Genomic DNA, 18,504 nt, shown 5'->3' on the forward strand with positions numbered 1-18,504 from the left:
GCCGGATGCGAGTCCGCGCGGGGCGCCTCTTGAGCGCCCCGCGCGGCTCGGCTGGTGCGGGTGTGGGTCAGGAGCCGTTGTAGGTGCCGGACTCCACGGCCTTCCAGGCACCGTCCTTGACGGAGTACACGGTGAGCTGCTTGTTGGTGGCGTCGCCGAACTCGTCGAAGGAGACCTTGCCGGTCACGCCGTCGAAGGAGACGTTCTGCAGGGCGGCGGTGACCTTGGCGCGGCCGTCGGAGGGCAGCTTGCCGCCGTTGTCGTCGACGACCTTCTTGACGGCCTCGATGATCGACCAGGCGGAGTCGTAGGAGTAGCCGCCGTACGCCGCGTACTCCTCCTTGTAGCCCTCGGTCTTGTAGTCCGCCACGAACTGCTTGGCGGAGGGCAGGGTCTCCACCGGGGCGCCGACGGAGGTGGCGAAGTCGCCGGTGGCGGCGGCGCCGCCGAGCTTGATGAAGTCGGCCGCGTAGATGCCGTCGCCGCCGACCAGCGGGACCTTGGCGCCGGCCGCCTTGATCTGCTTGCTGAGCGGGCCGGCCTGCGGGTACTCGCCGCCGTAGTAGACCACCTGGGCGCCGGAGTTCTTCACCTTGGTGGCGACCGCGGAGAAGTCCTTGGTGTCGGGGTTGATGTGCTCGGTCCCGACGACCTTGCCGCCGAGCTTCTTGAACTCCGCGGAGAAGGTGGCGGCGAGGCCGGCGCCGTAGGTCTTCTTGTCGTCGATGACGAAGACCTTGGTCTTCTTGGCCTTGTTGTAGACGTACTGGGCGGCGAACGGGCCCTGGATGGCGTCCGTGGTCGCGGTGCGGAAGTACGCCTTGTACGGGCGGGCCTTGGTCTTCTGCCAGTTGACGCCCTGGGTGAGGGCCGGGTTGGTGTTGGCGGGGGAGACCTGGGCCAGCTTGGCGTCGTCGAGGACCTTCTGCATCGACTCGGCGACGGAGGAGTTCAGCGGGCCGACGACGCCGAGGACGCTCTTGTCGGTGACGAAGGCGGTGGAGTTCTGCTGACCGGAGGAGGGCTGGCCCTGGTCGTCCTTGGCCTCGATCTTGAAGGTGACGCCCTTGACGTACTCCTTCTTGTTCGCGGTCTTGACCGCGAGGTCCACCGAGTTCTTGATGCCCAGGCCCAGCGCGGACAGGTCGCCGGTCAGCGGGGCGTCGACGCCGATGACGACGGTGGTGCCGCCGTTGGCCTCGGAACCCTTGTCGCCGCTGTCTCGCGATCCGCAGGCGGTCAGGGTGAGTGCTCCCGCGGACAGCGCGGCGGTGATGGCGATGAGCGAACGTTGACGCACGATCAGTCCTTTCCCTGGACGACCGCATCCCCATGGAAACGGTCGAGCCGCGCGCCTGGCCGAAAAGTGAATCCGGGGCGCGGTGACTGGCCGTGACTCTAAGCGTGTGTGGGGAACGTGGAGGAGAGTCTGACCAAGGCTGTGACGCTCTTGTTATGACACGAGGTAATGCAGAGCGGTACCCCCTGGGGGGAACGCCGGAATTCCGGCCGATTCGCCCTGTCCACATGCTGAGAACCCGCAGGACCCACCCTCAACTGTTCAGGCGTCTCGGGGGTTTTGGTGATGACGGGTGATCTCTCGCCGCATGCTTCCCCGAGCGCTCCGGAGAGGTGTCGGGCGTAGCGCGGGCCGAGGAGGAAACTCTGGGTTTGTATTGCGCGTGTATTACGCAGTGTTACTTCCAGGAAAGGCAGTCCGGCGTTTTTGGGCACCCTTCCGCATTCCGTGACACGCATGGTCACGGTGATCACGCGCGGGGAACCGGGGTCGGTCCGTAAGGGTGCGCGGGGAGCGGATTCGGCCCGCATCCCGGTGCGGGGCTGGCTCACCCGCGTCACGGTGACCGGTGGTCCGGCGTCGACGGCGAGCGGCACGTCGGAGGCGAGCCGGTGCGGCGCGACCGAGCGGCCGCCCAGGAAGGTCACGGTCACCGTCTGTGCGGGAAAGGGGAGTTCGGGAGCCGGCGCGGGGCGCGGGCGGGTCGCCGGAAGTGTGCCGCCGACCGCCGGTGCGGCGCGGGCGGTGGCCAGAATCAGCCGGGTGCGGGTGGACCGGTGGCGGCAGGGCGGCGGGTGCGGGGTGACGGGTTCGCGTGCGGAGGTGCCCTCGCCGGGCTCCAGCGGGCCTGTGCGGCTCATCGCCGCGATCCGGCCAGGGGAGCCGGGGGGGTCGGGGGTGCCCCGCGCCGTCCCGTGCGCCGAAGCTACGGCGTGGTGCGGCGCGGGGCAACGGCCCGGGCGGTCAGCCCCGCGCGACGGCCTCGCCCGCGCCCGCGTCGCGCAGCAGGCAGGTCAGGCGGGCCGTGCAGACGCGGCGGTCCTGCTCGTCGGTGATGACGATCTCGTAGGTCGCCGTCGAGCGGCCCCGGTGGACGGGGGTGGCGACGCCGGTGACCAGGCCGGAGCGGACGCCCCGGTGGTGCGTGCAGTTCAGGTCGACGCCGACGGCGACCTTGGAGCTGCCGCCGTGCAGCATCGAGCCGACCGAGCCGAGGGTCTCGGCGAGCACCGCCGAGGCGCCGCCGTGCAGCAGGCCGTAGGGCTGGGTGTTGCCCTCCACCGGCATCGTGCCGACGACCCGCTCCGGCGACGCCTGGAGGATCTGCACGCCCATCCGCGTTCCCAGGTGGCCGGCGGAGAACAGCGCGGGCAGGTCGACGCCGAGCGCCGCGTACTCGTCGATGATCTCCTGCGGGAACTGCGTCTGCTGTTGCTCACCCATGCCCGGCTCCGTTCTCGTGCGCCTGTCCGGCGGCGTGCCATGTCACTGAGCGAACGCTCAGTCGGTCGCCGATTGTTCCAGACGGCCTTCCGGGCGCGCCTCCAGCCGGACCACCACGGACTTGCTGGCCGGGGTGTTGCTGGTGTCGGCGGTGGCGTCCAGCGGCACCAGCACGTTGGTCTCCGGGTAGTACGAGGCCGCGCAGCCCCGCGCGGTCGGGTAGTGCACCACGCGGAAGCCGGGCGCCCGCCGCTCCACCCCGTCGCTCCACTCGCCCACCAGGTCCACGTAACTGCCGTCCGCCACGCCCAGTTCGCGGGCGTCCTCGGGGTGGACCAGCACCACGCGGCGGCCGTCGGTGATGCCCCGGTAGCGGTCGTCCAGGCCGTAGATCGTGGTGTTGTACTGGTCGTGCGAGCGCAGCGTCTGGAGCAGCAGCCGGCCCTCGGGCAGCTCGGGGTGTTCCACCGGCGCGGCGGTGAAGTTGGCCTTGCCGGTGGCGGTGGGGAAGCGGCGCTCGTCGCGCGGGGCGTGCGGCAGGGTGAAGCCGCCGGGGTCGGCGACGCGCGCGTTGAAGTCCTCGAAGCCGGGGACCACCCGGGCGATGCGGTCGCGGATCGCCGCGTAGTCGTGCTCGAACTCCTCCCACGGCACCGTGCTGTCCGGCAGCACCCGCCGGGCCAGCCGGGCCACGATCGCGGGCTCGGACAGCAGGTGGGCACTCGCGGGCGCCAGCCGTCCGCGCGAGGCGTGCACCATGCCCATGGAGTCCTCGACGGTGACGAACTGCTCGCCCCCGCGCTGGACGTCGCGCTCGGTGCGGCCGAGCGTGGGCAGGATCAGGGCGCGGGCGCCCGTGACCACGTGCGAGCGGTTGAGCTTGGTCGACACGTGCACGGTCAGCCGGGCCCGCCGCATGGCCGCCTCGGTCACCTCGGTGTCGGGGGAGGCGGAGACGAAGTTGCCGCCCATGGCGAAGAACACCTTGGCCTCGCCGTCGCGCAGCGCCCGTATCGCCCGGACGACGTCGAAGCCGTGCTCGCGGGGCGGCGCGAAGCCGAACTCCCGCTCCAGCGCGTCCAGGAACGCCGGGGCGGGGCGTTCGAAGATGCCCATCGTGCGGTCGCCCTGCACGTTGGAGTGGCCGCGCACCGGGCACACGCCCGCGCCGGGACGGCCGATGTCGCCGCGCAGGAGAAGGAAGTTGACCACTTCGCGGATGGTCGGCACGGAGTGCTTGTGCTGGGTGAGGCCCATGGCCCAGCAGACGATGGTCCGCTTCGAGGCCAGCACCATCTTCAGGGCCCGCTCGATCTCCGCGCGGGTGAGGCCGGTCGCCGTCAGGGTCTCGTCCCAGTCGGCCTTGGCGGCCGCCTCCGCGAACTCCTCGTAGCCGTGGGTGTGTTCGCGGACGAACTCCTCGTCGACCGCGCCGTCCGTCTCCAGGATCAGCTTGTTGAGGAGGCGGAAGAGGGCCTGGTCGCCGCCGAGACGGATCTGGAGGAACAGGTCGGTGAGCGCGGCGCCCTTCAGCATGCCCTGCGGAGTCTGCGGGTTCTTGAACCGCTCCAGGCCCGCCTCGGGCAGCGGATTGACACTGATGATCTTCGCGCCGGCCGCCTTGGCCTTCTCCAGCGCGGAGAGCATGCGCGGATGGTTGGTGCCCGGGTTCTGCCCCGCGACGATGATCAGGTCGGCCCGGTACAGATCCTCCAGCAGGACGCTGCCCTTGCCGATGCCGATCGTCTCCGAGAGCGCCGAACCCGACGACTCGTGGCACATGTTGGAGCAGTCGGGCAGGTTGTTCGTGCCCAGCTCACGGGCGAACAACTGGTACAGGAAAGCCGCTTCGTTGCTGGTGCGCCCCGAGGTGTAGAAGACGGCCTCGTCGGGCGAGCCGAGGGCCGCGATCTCCTCGGCGACGATGTCGAAGGCCCGCTCCCAGGTGACCGGTTCGTAGCGGTCGGCGCCCTCGGGCAGGTACATGGGGTGGGTGAGGCGGCCCTGCTGGCCCAGCCAGTAGCCGCTGCGCCCGGCGAGGTCCGCCACCGGGTGCGCGGCGAAGAACTCGGGGGTGACCCGGCGCAGTGTGGCCTCCTCGGCCACCGCCTTGGCGCCGTTCTCGCAGAACTCCGCCCTGTGCCGGTGCTCCGGCTCGGGCCACGCGCAGCCGGGGCAGTCGAAGCCGTCCTTCTGGTTCACCCGCAGCAGGGTCAGCGCGGTGCGCCGCACCCCCATCTGCTGCTGCGCGATCTTCAAGGAGTGCCCCACGGCGGGCAGTCCCGCCGCCGCGTGCTTCGGCTCCCCTGTCCGCGGCGCGTCCTGCACCGGATCGCCCTTGGGCGGCTTCGTCGCCATCGCCCGCTCCCCTTCCATCGTCTTTCTCACATCGGGTCCCCCGCCCCGCGGACAAGCATGCCCCGCGAGCGGCCGCGGGGGGAGCCCTGTGGACAGTGCGCGATCTTCCGGCGGAACGCTTCGCGGACTCGGCTGTCGGTGGGGCGTGGCAGGATCGGGGGCGTGGCAGAGACAGCATCGAAGAAGACCGACACCCCTCCCGGCGGCCGTCCCCGCCTGATGCTCATGGACGGGCACTCACTGGCGTACCGCGCGTTCTTCGCGCTGCCCGCGGAGAACTTCACCACCGCGACGGGCCAGCCGACGAACGCGATCTACGGCTTCGCCTCGATGCTGGCCAACACCCTGCGTGACGAGGCGCCCACGCACTTCGCGGTCGCCTTCGACGTGTCCCGCAAGACCTGGCGCTCCGAGCGGTTCACCGAGTACAAGGCGAACCGGTCCAAGACCCCGGACGAGTTCAAGGGCCAGGTCGAGCTGATCGGCGAGCTGCTGGACGCGATGCACGCGCCCCGCTTCGCCGTGGACGGCTTCGAGGCGGACGACGTCATCGCCACCCTCGCCACCCAGGCCGAGGCCGCGGGCTTCGACGTGCTGATCGTCACCGGCGACCGGGACTCCTTCCAGCTCGTCAGCGAGCACACCACGGTGCTCTACCCGACCAAGGGTGTCTCGGAGCTGACCCGGTTCACCCCGGAGAAGGTCGTCGAGAAGTACGGGTTGACGCCCGCGCAGTACCCCGACTTCGCCGCCCTGCGCGGCGACCCGTCCGACAACCTGCCCGGCATCCCCGGCGTCGGCGAGAAGACCGCCGCGAAGTGGATCAACCAGTTCGGCTCGTTCGCCGAGCTGGTCGAGCGCGTCGAGGAGGTCAAGGGCAAGGCCGGGCAGAACCTCCGCGACCACCTGGAGTCGGTCAAGCTCAACCGCGTCCTGACCGAGCTGGAGCGGGACGTCGAGCTGCCGAGGACGGTCACCGACCTGGCCCGTGAGCCGTACGACCGCAAGACCGTGGCGGCGTTCCTGGACACCCTGGAGATCCGCAACCCCTCGCTGCGCGAGCGGCTCTTCGCCGTCGACCCCGGTGCCGAGGAGGCCGAGGCCACCCCGGTCACGGCGGACGGCGTCGAGGTCGACGGCACGATCCTGGGCACCGGCGAGCTGGCCGCCTGGCTGGCCGAGCACGCCGGCGAGACCCTGGGCATGACCACCGTCGACACCTGGGCGCTGGGCACCGGCTCGGTCGCCGAGGTCGCCCTCGCCGCCGCCGGCGGAGCGGCCGCCTGGTTCGACCCCGCCGAGCTGGACGAGGCCGACGAGCGGGCGTTCGCCGGCTGGCTGGCCGACGCCGAGCGGCCCAAGGTGCTGCACAACGCCAAGGCCGCCATGCGCGTGCTGGCCGAGCACGGCTGGGTGGTCGAGGGCGTGTCCATGGACACCGCGCTCGCGGCCTACCTGGTCAAGCCCGGCCGCCGCTCCTTCGACCTGGACGCGCTGTCCCTGGAGTACCTGCACCGCGAGCTGGCCCCGGCCGCCGCGGCCGACGGCCAGTTGGCGTTCGGCGCGGACGACGGCGCCGAGGCCGAGGCCCTGATGATCAAGGCCCGCGCCATCCTCGACCTGGGCGAGGCGTTCGGGACCCGGCTCGCCGAGGTCGGCGCCGCCGAACTGCTGCGGGACGTGGAGCTGCCCACCTCCGCGCTGCTGGCCCGCCTGGAGCGGCACGGCATCGCGGCCGACCGCACGCACCTGGAGACGATGGAGCAGACCTTCGCGGGCGCCGTGCAGCAGGCCGTGAAGGAGGCGCACGCCGCCGCCGGGCACGAGTTCAACCTCGGCTCGCCCAAGCAGCTCCAGGAGGTCCTCTTCGGGGAGCTGGCACTGCCGAAGACCAAGAAGACCAAGACCGGCTACACCACGGACGCCGACGCCCTGGCCTGGCTCGCCGCGCAGACCGACAACGAACTGCCGGTCATCATGCTGCGCCACCGTGAGCAGGCCAAGCTGCGCGTCACGGTCGAGGGCCTGATCAAGACCATCGCCGCCGACGGCCGTATCCACACCACCTTCAACCAGACGGTGGCCGCGACCGGCCGGCTGTCCTCCACGGACCCCAACCTGCAGAACATCCCGGTCCGCACCGACGAGGGCCGCGCGATCCGCCGGGGCTTCGTGGTCGGCGAGGGCTTCGAGTCCCTGATGACCGCCGACTACAGCCAGATCGAGCTGCGCGTCATGGCCCACCTCTCCGAGGACGCCGGCCTGATCGAGGCGTTCACCTCCGGCGAGGACCTGCACACCACGGTCGCCTCCCAGGTGTTCGGCGTCGGCCGGGACGCCGTCGACGCGGAGATGCGCCGCAAGATCAAGGCCATGTCGTACGGCCTCGCCTACGGCCTGTCCGCCTTCGGCCTCTCCCAGCAGCTCAACATCGACGCCGGTGAGGCCCGCGCGCTGATGGACACCTACTTCGAGCGGTTCGGCGGCGTACGGGACTACCTGCGCCGCGCGGTCGACGAGGCGCGGGCGACCGGCTACACGGCGACCCTCTTCGGCCGCCGCCGCTACCTGCCCGACCTGAACAGCGACAACCGCCAGCGCCGCGAGGCCGCCGAGCGGATGGCGCTGAACGCCCCGATCCAGGGCACGGCGGCCGACATCGTCAAGATCGCCATGCTCCACGTCGACCGGGCGCTGCGCGAGGCGGACCTCAGGTCCCGCATGCTGCTCCAGGTCCACGACGAAATCGTGCTGGAGATCGCCCCCGGCGAGCGCGCGGCCGTGGAGGAGCTGGTCCGCCGCGAGATGGCGGACGCCGTGAGCCTGCGCGCCCCGCTGGACGTCTCGGTGGGCGTGGGCCCGGACTGGGAGTCCGCGGCGCACTGAGCCACCGGCGAACCCCGCGGGAAGGACGCCCTTCCCGCGGGGTTTCACTCACGTGGCCCCCGCCAGAACGCAGGCCCGGCCCGCCACCCGCAAGACTGCGGGCATGGGTATACGCATGCTTCACCGCCTGAGGCCCGACCCGTGGCACGGCAGTACGGAGCCGGCGGACACCGGCCGGGCGTCCGGCGCGTCAGGCACGGCGGTGCCCGTCGTCGCGGCCGGTGCGAGCGCCGCCCGCCACCCCTCGGACCCCCGGGCCCGGCTCCGGCGGGCGGGCACGGACGCCGGGCGGGCCCTGGCCCGCCGCACCCCCGACCGACGGGTGTGGGCCGACCTCGCGCGCGGCTATCTCGCGCTGCTCCTGGCCCACCTGCCGAAGGCGCGCCCCCGGCACACGCTCACCGTGTTCGTGGCCTCCCTCACCGACCGTCCCGCTCCCGCCGGCCCGCGCCGACCGCCGCACCCCGCGACACCGGCTCCCCGCCGGACCGGGCGCCGGAAGCGGGCGTAGCGCCGGACACCCCGGCGGGCCGCCACAGCCGTACCGCACCCGCGTACAGCACCACCCCCAGCAGCAGGCCGGCGCCCGCGCCGAAGCACACCGTGGGCACCAGTTCCCAGGGCCGGGCGACCGGGCCCCAGTACGCCCACCAGCGCACCGCCCGCGGCACCGCCGCGCCCAGCGCGCAGCCGCCGAGCAGGGCCGCTGCCCAGCAGCGGTCCCGTACCGAGAGCGGGGGCACCCCCAGCGGCGCCCCGGCCGGGGCCGACCGCAGGGCGCGCAGCAGGAAACCGGTGATCGCCACGGCGGCCAGCGCCGAGGTGCCGTACTGGAGCCACTGGAAGAGCGGCACCCCGGCCGCGGTCCGGGCGAGCACCGGGACGAGCTCCGTGCCCCAGCGGTCGTGGTGGGTGAAGGCGTCCCACACCACATGGGTGAGGCCACCGGCCACGGCGGAGACGTACCACCACAGCACCAGGGCCGCCCGTACCCGCGCGCGGGGCGCCCCGCAGCGCAGGAGTGCGGCGGGCCGGCCCTGCCACGACCGGGGCAGCAGTGCCACCAGCGGCTCCCGGACCACCAGCCACACTCCGACCAGCGCCCAGGAGATCAGCACGTCCACGCCGAGCACCCCGGCGAGGGAGTGGGTGACCGTCCCGAACTCCATCGCCTCCGGGCGGACGCTGGCCGCGTAGTAGGTCAGGTCGGGGGCGAAGGAGCCCGCGACGAGCACCGCGGGCACCAGCGGCCCCCGCCCGCTCCCGTCGCGGCGGACGGCGGGCAGTACGGCCGCGGCATGGCTGAGTGTGAACGGCAACAGGTCCTCCCGGAAGGGCCGGCACGGGCCGGGCCGTGATCGCGCCCAGTATGCGTGATGCACCGTCATCGGCCTTGCGGGCGGCGGGAGTCGGCCAAGTCGGGGAATGCGAGGGGACGACGGGTGCCCTGGGGCAGGGGAGTTGACGTAGGGTCGGCCGGGGCCCATCTGTCGTGCACACGGCCAGGTGATCCAGCACACAGGCCGAGGTGCGGCACGCGGGGCAACCACAGCACCAGGTCGACCGTCACATCACAACGAGACAGGCGGAGGCGGACGCCCGAGGCGTCCGGGGGAGGGGTTCACCACATGGCGGCGCACTTCGGCAGGCGACTGCGCAAGGGGGCGGCGACGACCGCGGTGGCCGCTTTGGCGGTCGCGGCACTCTCCGCGTCCGAGGCTCCGGGAGCGACCGGCGCCCCCGAACCCCTCCAGACCAGCGCCGGCCTGAGCACTCCCGTCCCGGAGGCGTCCGCCGACGGCAACGCCACCGGCAACTCGCCGTACTACACGGACCTTCCGCCGCTGGACAGCCCCGCCCCGAGCCCGTCGGCGGTCATCGGCACGCCCGTCTCCCGAGGTGAGGGCGAGGCGGGCATCCCCGCGACCGTCCTCGCCGCGTACAAGAAGGCCGAAGCCGAACTCCGCGCCTCCAAGCCCGGCTGCAACCTGCCCTGGCAACTCCTCGCCGCCATCGGCAAGGTGGAGTCCGGCCAGGCCCGCGGCGGCCGGGTGTACGCCGACGGCACCACGGTCAGCCCCATCATCGGCCCCCAGCTCGACGGCAACGGCTTCGCCCTGATCAAGGACACCGACCACGGGGCCTACGACGGCAACAGCTCCTACGACCAGGCCATCGGCCCGATGCAGTTCATCCCGTCGACCTGGGCCTGGGCGGGCCGCGACGGCAACGACGACGGCAAGGCCGACCCGAACAACGTCTACGACGCCGCGCTCGCCGCGGGCCACTACCTGTGCCGCAACGGCTGGGACCTCTCGCAGGACCGCGACCTGCACAGCGCGATCCTCAGCTACAACAACTCCAGCGACTACCTCAGCCTGGTGCTGAACTGGGTGGACTACTACCGCCGGGGCACCCACTCCGTCCCGGACGGCGCCGGCGGCGTGCCCGCGCACCGCAGCGACGACGGCCTCCCCCGGACGAGCGGGCCGACGGCGCCACACACGTCCCGGCCGACGCCCGAGTCGCCTAAGCCCGGCAAGCCTTCCAAGCCGGGCAAGCCGGGCAAGCCGGGCGGCGGTGATCCGAGCACGCCCGGTCAGCCGTCCGACCCGACCAGCCCGCCCACCTCGCCCGCGCCCACCCCGTCCGACACGGTGCACCACCTCACCTCCCCCGACCAGGACGGCACCGAGCTGACCGCGACCGCCGGGGACACCTTCGAACGGCGGATCGGCGCCCGCGCGGTGACCAAGGACGGCGCGTCCGTGGCCACGGTGCGGGTGCGGTTCACCATCACCGGCGACACCGACGCCACCTTCGCGGGCGGCGAGAAGGTGGCCGTCGTCCGCACCGACGCCACGGGCGTCGCCCTCGCGCCGGGACTCCGGGCGGGGGAGAAGGCCGGAACCTTCAAGGTCGCCGGCACGGTCGTCGGGCGCCAGATCAAGGGCGTCGACTACACGGCGACGGTCACCCCGCGCCCCGCCGACAAGCTGGTCCGCACCGCCGACACCCCGCAGACCTGCGTGCCGGGCGGCGAGTTCGCCGGACAGATCAAGGTCAAGGCCACGTACAAGGGCGCCCCCGCGGCCAAGGTCGGTGCCACCGCCACCCTGGTCAAGTCCGCGGACAGCCCCGCCGAGAACATCGCCGGGCCCTACTTCAAGGACGCGAACGGCCAGCCCGTACGCACCCTCACCGGGCTCACCACGGACGCGAACGGCCTGCTGACGCTGCCCAAGCTGTACGCGGACCTCTTCAGCGGCACGTATCTGCTCCGCGTCACCACGCCGGGCGGCGGGAGCGTCACCTTCGAGCTGAAGGTCGCGGTCGGTGAGACCGCCTCGGCGAGCCCGTCGCCCAGCCCGTCGGCCAGTTCCTGAGAGGTTTCACCGCTTGAGCCGGGCCGTCGTGTGACGGGTCGGCTCGGCGGTGGCCGGGTCCTCGGGCCAGGGGTGCTTCGGGTACCGCCCGCGCAGCTCGGACCGGACCGCCCGGTAGCCGTCCCGCCAGAACGAGGCGAGGTCCGCCGTCACCGCGGCGGGCCGCCCGGCGGGCGACAGCAGATGCACCAGCAGCGGCGTCCCGGCCACCTCCGGGCTCTGCCGCAGGCCGAACATCTCCTGCAACTTCACCGCCAGCACCGGCCGTTCGGGGTCCGTGTAGTCGACCCGCACCCGTGACCCGCTCGGTACGGCGATCCGCTCCGGCGCCAGCTCGTCCAGCCGGGCCGCCTCCCCGCCCGCCCACGGCAGCAGCCGCGCGAGCGCCTGCCCTGCGTCGATCCGCCCCAGGTCCGCCCGGCGCCGGGCCCGGCTCAACTCCGGCTCCAGCCACGCGTCCACGGAGGCGAGCAGTGCCTCGTCCGACACGTCAGGCCACGGCTTTCCGAGCCGCGCCCGCAGGAACGCCAGCCGCTGCCGCAGCAGTCGAGCCTGCTCCGTCCAGCGCAGCAGACCGAGCCCCTCCCGCGACAGCCCGTCGAGCAGGGCGGAGCGCACCAGCTCCGGGTCGGCGTCCGCCGGCGGCCGCACCGCCAGCTCCACCGCGCCCAGCCGCTCGACCCGCCGCGCCACCACGTCGCCGTCCGCCCAGCGCACCTCGTCCCGCTCGGTCAGCAGCGAAGCGGCGGCCGCCCGCGCCACGTCCTCCCGCACGGCGGCCCCGAGCCGCACCCGCCCGTGCCCCTTCCCCGCGGGCCGGTCGGCCACCGCCACGACGATCCACGGCACGCCTCGCAGCGCCGACCCCTCGGCCAGCTCGACCCGTGTCCCGGACGCCATCAGGTAGGAGCCCCCGTCCAGCCGGGCCACCCGCTCGGGGAACGCGAGGGCGGCGACCTCGCCCACGGCGCGTTCCTCGCCGCCGTGATCGAGTGCCGGGCTCGCCCCGGCCTGGGCGCGTTTTCCGGACGCGGCCGGGCGGGAGCCGCCGCCCGACACCCCGCGCAGCCGCCGCACCTCCGCCGCCCACCGGCCCGCGTACGCGTCGCCGCCACGGCGGGCCCGGCGCAGGGCCGCCGCCAGGTCGTCCCCGTACTCGCGCGGCACCTCCTCCGACAGGAGGGCGACCGTCTCCGCGCCGCCGTCGGGGGAGTCCAGGAGGGCGCGGCCCAGTCGGGGATGGACGCCCAGACGGGCCAGGCGGGTGCCCCGCCGCGTGGCGCGGCCGGTCGCCTCGACCGCGCCGACCGCCGTCAGTACCTCGCGCGCCGCCGCCATCGCCCCGGCGGGCGGCGGGTCCAGCAGGGCCAGGCCGGAGGCGTCCGGATCGCCCCAGCAGGCGGCCTGGAGGGCGAAGGCCGTCAGGTCGGCGACCTTGATCTCCGGGGCCGGGAAGGCGGGCAGCCGGGTGTCCTCGGCCTGGGCCCAGCACCGGTACACCGCACCGGGTGCCTCACGCCCGGCCCGGCCCGCCCGCTGGGCGCCGGCCGCACGGGACGCCCGTACCGTGGCCAGGCCGCTCAGGCCCCGCGCGTGGTCCACGCGAGGCTCCCGCGCGAGCCCGGAGTCGACCACCACACGGACGCCCGGCACCGTCAGGGAGGACTCGGCGACCGAGGTCGCCAGCACCACCCGGCGCCGTTCGCCCGGCGACAGCACCGCGTCCTGCACCGCGGCCGGGGCCCGGCCGTGCACCTGGAGCACGTCGATGCCGGGCAGCGACCCCAACTGCCCGGCCACACGGGCGATCTCGCCCACGCCGGGCAGGAAGCACAGCACGTCACCGGTCCGCTCGGCCAGCGCCCGCCGTACCACCGAGGCCACGTGCGCGAGCAGCTCCGGGTCCACCCGCATCCCGTGCGGCGGCCGTACGGGACGCGTCGGAGGCGCCCACACCACGTCCACGGGATGCGACACGCCCGCCGCCTCCACCACCGGCGCCCCGCCCAGCAGCCGGGCCCAGCCCTGCGCGTCCGTGGTCGCCGACGCCGCCACCAGCCGCAGCTCGGGCCGCAGGGTCTGCCGTACGTCCCAGAGGAAGGCGGCCGCCGTGTCGGCGTCCAGATGCCGTTCGTGGCACTCGTCGAGCACCACCACGTCCGTGCCCGCCAGCTCCTGGTCCCGCTGGAGCCGCTGAAGGAGGACACCGGTGGTCACGACCTCCACGCGGGTGTGGGGCCCCACCACACGTTCGCCGCGCACGGTGTGGCCGACGCTGACGCCCGGCTGCTCGCCCAGCAGCCACGCCATCCGCCGGGCCGCCGCCCGCGCCGCGATCCGGCGGGGCTCGGCCACCACCACCCGCCGCGCGGGACCCCCGCCGACCAGCCCGGCCAGCACCAGCGGCACCAGCGTCGTCTTGCCGGTACCGGGCGGCGCCACCAGCACGGCGGCACCCGGACCGTCCAGCGCGGCGGTCAGGTCGGGCAGGGCGGAGCGCACGGGCAGCGCGGCGAGGGCGTCGTCACGGATCACGCCCCCAGTGTCGTACGCCGTGCGCGCGGGGGGCTTCAGTCCCGTTCGCAGACGAAGATCGCGGTACCGGGGATCAGGTTGCCGCGCAGCGGGGACCAGCCGCCCCACTCGGAGGTGTTCCAGGCCGGCCACTCCGGCTCCACCAGGTCCACCAGCCGGAACCCGGAGGCGGCGATGTCCCGCACCCGGTCGCCGATCGTGCGGTGGTGCTCCACATAGACGGCGCGCCCGTCCTCGTCCTGCTCCACATAGGGAGTGCGGTCGAAGTAGGACGCCGCCACCGAGAGACCCTCCGGGCCCGGCTCGTCCGGGAACGCCCAGCGGATCGGATGCGTCACCGAGAACACCAGCCGGCCGCCCGGCCGCAGCACCCGGCGCGCCTCACGCAGCACCAGCCGGGGATCGGCCACGAACGGCAGCGCGCCGTAGGCCGAGCACACCACGTCGAAGGAGGCGTCCGCGAAGGGCAGCGCGCCCGCGTCCGCGCACACCAGCGGGAACGCGGCGCCGATGCGCAGCGCGTGCTGGAGCTGGCGGTGGGAGAGGTCGAGCGCGACCGGACGGGCCCCCTGGGCGGCCAGCCAGCGCGCGCACTGCGCCGCGCCCGCGCCGATCTCCAGCACGTCCCGGCCCTTCAGCTCCTCGGCCGGGCCGAGGAGCTCGGCCTCCACCTCGTCCAGGCCCTCGGGGCCCCACACGAAGCGGTCGTCACCGAGGAAGGTGCCGTGCTCGACCTGGTACTCGTCCGCGTTGCGGTCCCACCAGCCCCGGTTGGCGCTGCTGCTCTCCGCGACCCCGGCGTCACGTCGGGTGGCTTCCGGCTCGGACCCCTCCGGGTCGTGCCCTTCCGGCTCTTGGATGATCGGCTCCCTCGTCGTACTCTTCCGTCCAACCGGCTTCCCGGACGAGTGTCACGGAAGGGATCGCCCGGTCGTGCGTGCCCAGTTGGGGCCATTCTTGCGCCGGGTATGCGGCGATCCGTCCGCGCTGTGCGCCTTCGCGCATTGACCCTGCCCGGCTGCCCCCGTATGCTACAAGTTGCGCTGCGGGCCTGCGCACCTCAGACGTAGCAGGTCGCGCTCGCATCTGTATGTATCCCTCGGTTCTCGAGGCGCCACCGGGCACCCGGTGCTCAAGTGGCGCTTACTTGGCTGTCCGGCTTCTGCAGAGCGAAACGGGCTCCCGGCGTAAGCAGTACCTACGACTTCAATGTCCGTACCGGAGCCCTTTCCCACATGACGAGCAGCACCGAGACCACCGCCACCACCCCGCAGGTTGCGGTCAACGACATCGGTAACGAGGAAGCCTTCCTCGCCGCGATCGACGAGACGATCAAGTACTTCAACGACGGCGACATCGTCGACGGCGTCATCGTGAAGGTCGACCGGGACGAGGTCCTGCTCGACATCGGTTACAAGACCGAAGGTGTCATCCCGAGCCGCGAGCTCTCGATCAAGCACGACGTCGACCCGAACGAGGTCGTCAAGGTCGGCGACGAGATCGAGGCCCTGGTTCTCCAGAAGGAGGACAAGGAAGGCCGCCTGATCCTCTCGAAGAAGCGCGCCCAGTACGAGCGCGCCTGGGGCACCATCGAGAAGATCAAGGAAGAGGACGGCATCGTCACCGGTACCGTCATCGAGGTCGTCAAGGGTGGTCTCATCCTCGACATCGGCCTCCGTGGCTTCCTGCCGGCTTCCCTCGTCGAGATGCGCCGCGTCCGCGACCTCCAGCCCTACGTGGGCAAGGAGCTCGAGGCCAAGATCATCGAGCTGGACAAGAACCGCAACAACGTGGTCCTGTCCCGCCGCGCCTGGCTGGAGCAGACCCAGTCCGAGGTTCGCCAGACGTTCCTCACCACCCTCCAGAAGGGTCAGGTCCGCTCCGGCGTCGTCTCCTCGATCGTCAACTTCGGTGCCTTCGTGGACCTGGGTGGCGTCGACGGTCTGGTGCACGTCTCCGAGCTCTCCTGGAAGCACATCGACCACCCGTCCGAGGTTGTCGAGGTCGGCCAGGAAGTCACCGTCGAGGTTCTCGACGTGGACATGGACCGCGAGCGCGTCTCCCTGTCGCTGAAGGCGACCCAGGAAGACCCGTGGCAGCAGTTCGCCCGCACCCACCAGATCGGCCAGGTCGTGCCCGGCAAGGTCACGAAGCTGGTTCCGTTCGGTGCGTTCGTCCGCGTGGACGAGGGCATCGAGGGTCTGGTCCACATCTCCGAGCTGGCCGAGCGCCACGTGGAGATCCCGGAGCAGGTCGTCCAGGTCAACGACGAGATCTTCGTCAAGGTCATCGACATCGACCTCGAGCGTCGCCGCATCAGCCTCTCGCTGAAGCAGGCCAACGAGGCCTTCGGTGCCGACCCGGCCTCGGTCGAGTTCGACCCGACCCTGTACGGCATGGCCGCGTCCTACGACGACCAGGGCAACTACATCTACCCCGAGGGCTTCGACCCCGAGACCAACGACTGGCTCGAGGGCTACGAGACCCAGCGCGAGGCGTGGGAGGGCCAGTACGCCGAGGCGCAGCAGCGCTTCGAGCAGCACCAGGCCCAGGTCATCAAGTCCCGCGAGGCGGACGAGAAGGCCGCTGCCGAGGGTGTCGACGTCGCGGGTGCGGCTCCGGCCGCTTCCGGTGGCGGCGGCTCGTACTCCTCCGAGGGTGCGGACACCTCCGGTGCCCTTGCTTCGGACGAGGCGCTTGCCGCGCTGCGCGAGAAGCTGGCCGGCGGCCAGAGCTGAACTCCCCCAGCGGGGGGGACCCCCAACCGCTGAGGTTTAGCCGGTATTAAGGCTGAGGGACTCGTACCTTTCGGGGTGCGGGTCCCTCAGGCGTTCTCCGGTGCGTTGTCAGGTGCGGGCCTGTGGGGGGTGAGCGCGCAGTTCCCCGCGCCCCTTGAGGGAGTTGCGGTGGACGCCTCTTCCAAGTGATCTTGGGAATGGCTTCCGGTTCTCCGGTGTTGGGATGAACGGACACTAGGAGGGGCGGTCATCGTGGTTGATCCGCAGGGTTTGTTCGCTTGGGAGCCGAAGGGGCTCGCCGTGGTCGACATGGCGTTGGCCCAAGAGTCGGCCGGGCTGGTCATGCTCTACCACTTCGACGGGTACATCGACGCGGGCGAGACGGGCGACCAGATCGTCGAGCGCGTCCTCGACACGCTGCCGCACCAGGTCGTGGCCCGCTTCGACCACGACCGGCTGGTCGACTACAGGGCCCGCCGGCCGCTGCTGACCTTCCAGCGGGACAGTTGGACCGCCTACGAGGTGCCGGCCATCGAGGTCCGCCTCGTCCAGGACGCCACCGGTGCGCCGTTCCTGGTGCTGTCCGGTCCCGAACCGGACGTGGAGTGGGAGCGGTTCGCGCGCGCCGTGCAGCAGATCGTCGAGCGGCTCGGCGTCCGGCTGTCCGTCAACTTCCACGGCATCCCGATGGGCGTGCCGCACACCCGTCCCGTCGGTCTCACCCCGCACGGCAACCGCACCGACCTCGTCCCCGGCCACCGCAGCCCCTTCGAGGAGGCCCAGGTGCCGGGCAGCGCCGCGGCGCTGCTGGAGTACCGGCTCAGCGAGGCCGGGCACGACGTCCTCGGCGTCGCCGCGCACGTCCCGCACTACCTCGCCCGCTCCGCCTACCCGGACGCGGCGCTGACCGTGCTGGAGGCGATCACCGCCGCCACCGGCCTGGTGCTGCCCGGCGTCGCCCACGGCCTGCGCACCGAGGCCCACCGCACGCAGACCGAGATCGACCGGCAGATCCGGGAGGGCGACGAGGAGCTGACCTCGCTCATCCAGGGCCTGGAGCACCAGTACGACGCGGCCGCCGGAGCGGAGACGCGGGGCAACATGCTGGCCGAGCCGGTCGACATCCCGTCCGCCGACGAGATCGGCCGCGAGTTCGAGCGGTTCCTCGCGGAGCGGGAGGGCGAGGCGTAGAGCGCCCGGCGGCAGGGTCTAGGCTGCCCGGCATGTTGAAAGTGGGGCTGACCGGCGGCATCGGGGCCGGCAAGAGCGAGGTGTCGCGGCTGTTCGTGGAGCACGGGGCCGTGCTCATCGACGCGGACCGGATCGCGCGGGAGGTCGTGGCGCCCGGGACACCGGGGCTCGCGGCCGTGGTGGAGGCGTTCGGGCCGGAGATCCTGACCGGGGACGGCTCGCTGGACCGGCCCCGGCTCGGTTCCGTGGTCTTCGCCGACCCCGAGAAGCTGGCCCTCCTCAACTCGATCGTGCACCCCCTGGTGGGCGCCCGGTCCCGCGAGCTGGAGAGTGCCGCGAGCCCCGGCTCCGTGGTCCTGCACGACGTCCCGCTCCTCACCGAGAACGGCCTTGCGCCGCTGTACGACCTCGTCGTCGTCGTGGACGCGAGTACCGAGACCCAGCTCGACCGGCTGGTCCGGCTGCGCGGGATGACGGAGGACGACGCCCGCGCCCGTATGGCCGCCCAGGCGAGCCGTGAGCAGCGCCGCGAGATCGCCGACATCGTGATCGACAACGACGTGCCGCTGGACGCGCTGCGGAAGCGGGTCTCGGAGGTCTGGGCCGAGTTGACGCGCCGGGCGCGTGAGCAGGCGTAGCGGCCCTCTGGCCGCGCGTTGCTGAGGGG

Annotated in this window: 12 protein-coding genes; 6 read left to right on the top strand and 6 right to left on the bottom strand. The window is 72.6% G+C overall.

The features are described 5' to 3' along the window. Nucleotides 1-67: 67 nt before the first annotated feature. The 3 genes from HEK131_RS07830 to HEK131_RS07845 form a co-directional block, all read right to left on the bottom strand. Nucleotides 68-1,300, bottom strand: a complete 1,233-nt coding sequence (locus HEK131_RS07830; protein ID WP_217462649.1) for a branched-chain amino acid ABC transporter substrate-binding protein — start codon at nt 1,298-1,300, stop codon at nt 68-70. Between the two features lie 963 nt (nt 1,301-2,263). Further along, complete coding sequence (locus HEK131_RS07840) at nt 2,264-2,743, bottom strand: PaaI family thioesterase (protein WP_244334191.1); 480 nt, start codon at nt 2,741-2,743, stop codon at nt 2,264-2,266. A 57-nt stretch (nt 2,744-2,800) separates the two neighbouring features. Further along, nucleotides 2,801-5,101, bottom strand: a complete 2,301-nt coding sequence (locus HEK131_RS07845) for an FdhF/YdeP family oxidoreductase (RefSeq protein ID WP_244334192.1) — start codon at nt 5,099-5,101, stop codon at nt 2,801-2,803. 162 nt (nt 5,102-5,263) lie between these two features. Between HEK131_RS07845 and polA the strand changes: the two genes are divergently transcribed. Continuing rightward, nucleotides 5,264-7,987, top strand: coding sequence for a DNA polymerase I (gene polA, locus HEK131_RS07850; protein ID WP_244334193.1), 2,724 nt, complete (start codon nt 5,264-5,266; stop codon nt 7,985-7,987). Between the two features lie 103 nt (nt 7,988-8,090). Beyond that, entirely contained in the window at nt 8,091-8,498 is a 408-nt protein-coding gene (locus HEK131_RS07855) for a hypothetical protein (protein WP_217462645.1), read from the top strand. Here HEK131_RS07855 and HEK131_RS07860 read toward each other — a convergent pair. Then, nucleotides 8,407-9,306 carry a DUF4184 family protein gene (locus tag HEK131_RS07860; protein ID WP_244334194.1) on the bottom strand — a complete coding sequence of 300 codons (900 nt, stop codon included), beginning with the start codon at nt 9,304-9,306 and terminating at the stop codon, nt 8,407-8,409. The genes HEK131_RS07855 and HEK131_RS07860 overlap by 92 nt on opposite strands. A 309-nt stretch (nt 9,307-9,615) precedes the next feature. Here HEK131_RS07860 and HEK131_RS07865 point away from each other — a divergent pair, with 309 nt between their 5' ends. Then, on the top strand, nt 9,616-11,373 hold the full coding sequence (locus HEK131_RS07865; protein WP_244334195.1) for a lytic transglycosylase domain-containing protein: 1,758 nt from the start codon (nt 9,616-9,618) through the stop codon (nt 11,371-11,373). Between the two features lie 6 nt (nt 11,374-11,379). Here HEK131_RS07865 and hrpB read toward each other — a convergent pair whose 3' ends face one another. Both hrpB and HEK131_RS07875 read right to left on the bottom strand, forming a co-directional pair. Beyond that, a complete protein-coding gene (gene hrpB, locus HEK131_RS07870) occupies nt 11,380-13,908 on the bottom strand; it encodes an ATP-dependent helicase HrpB (RefSeq protein WP_244334196.1) in 2,529 nt (842 codons plus the stop codon). Nucleotides 13,909-13,943: 35 nt separating this feature from the next. Then, a complete protein-coding gene (locus HEK131_RS07875) occupies nt 13,944-14,768 on the bottom strand; it encodes a class I SAM-dependent methyltransferase (RefSeq protein WP_217462725.1) in 825 nt (274 codons plus the stop codon). 375 nt (nt 14,769-15,143) lie between these two features. Between HEK131_RS07875 and rpsA the strand changes: the two genes are divergently transcribed. From rpsA to coaE, 3 genes are all read left to right on the top strand, one after another. Next, nucleotides 15,144-16,646 (top strand): 30S ribosomal protein S1, encoded by a 1,503-nt coding sequence (rpsA, locus tag HEK131_RS07880; RefSeq protein WP_031182863.1) that lies wholly within the window; start codon nt 15,144-15,146, stop codon nt 16,644-16,646. A 252-nt stretch (nt 16,647-16,898) separates the two neighbouring features. Beyond that, nucleotides 16,899-17,837, top strand: a complete 939-nt coding sequence (locus HEK131_RS07885) for a PAC2 family protein (protein ID WP_244334197.1) — start codon at nt 16,899-16,901, stop codon at nt 17,835-17,837. A 32-nt stretch (nt 17,838-17,869) separates the two neighbouring features. Next, the gene (gene coaE, locus HEK131_RS07890; protein ID WP_244334198.1) at nt 17,870-18,475 is read left to right on the top strand and encodes a dephospho-CoA kinase; all 606 of its coding nucleotides are present in this window, start codon (nt 17,870-17,872) and stop codon (nt 18,473-18,475) included. The last annotated feature ends 29 nt before the right edge of the window (nt 18,476-18,504 follow it).

Origin of the sequence: Streptomyces seoulensis (assembly GCF_022846655.1) — a bacterium.
In the GTDB taxonomy this organism is placed as follows: domain Bacteria; phylum Actinomycetota; class Actinomycetes; order Streptomycetales; family Streptomycetaceae; genus Streptomyces.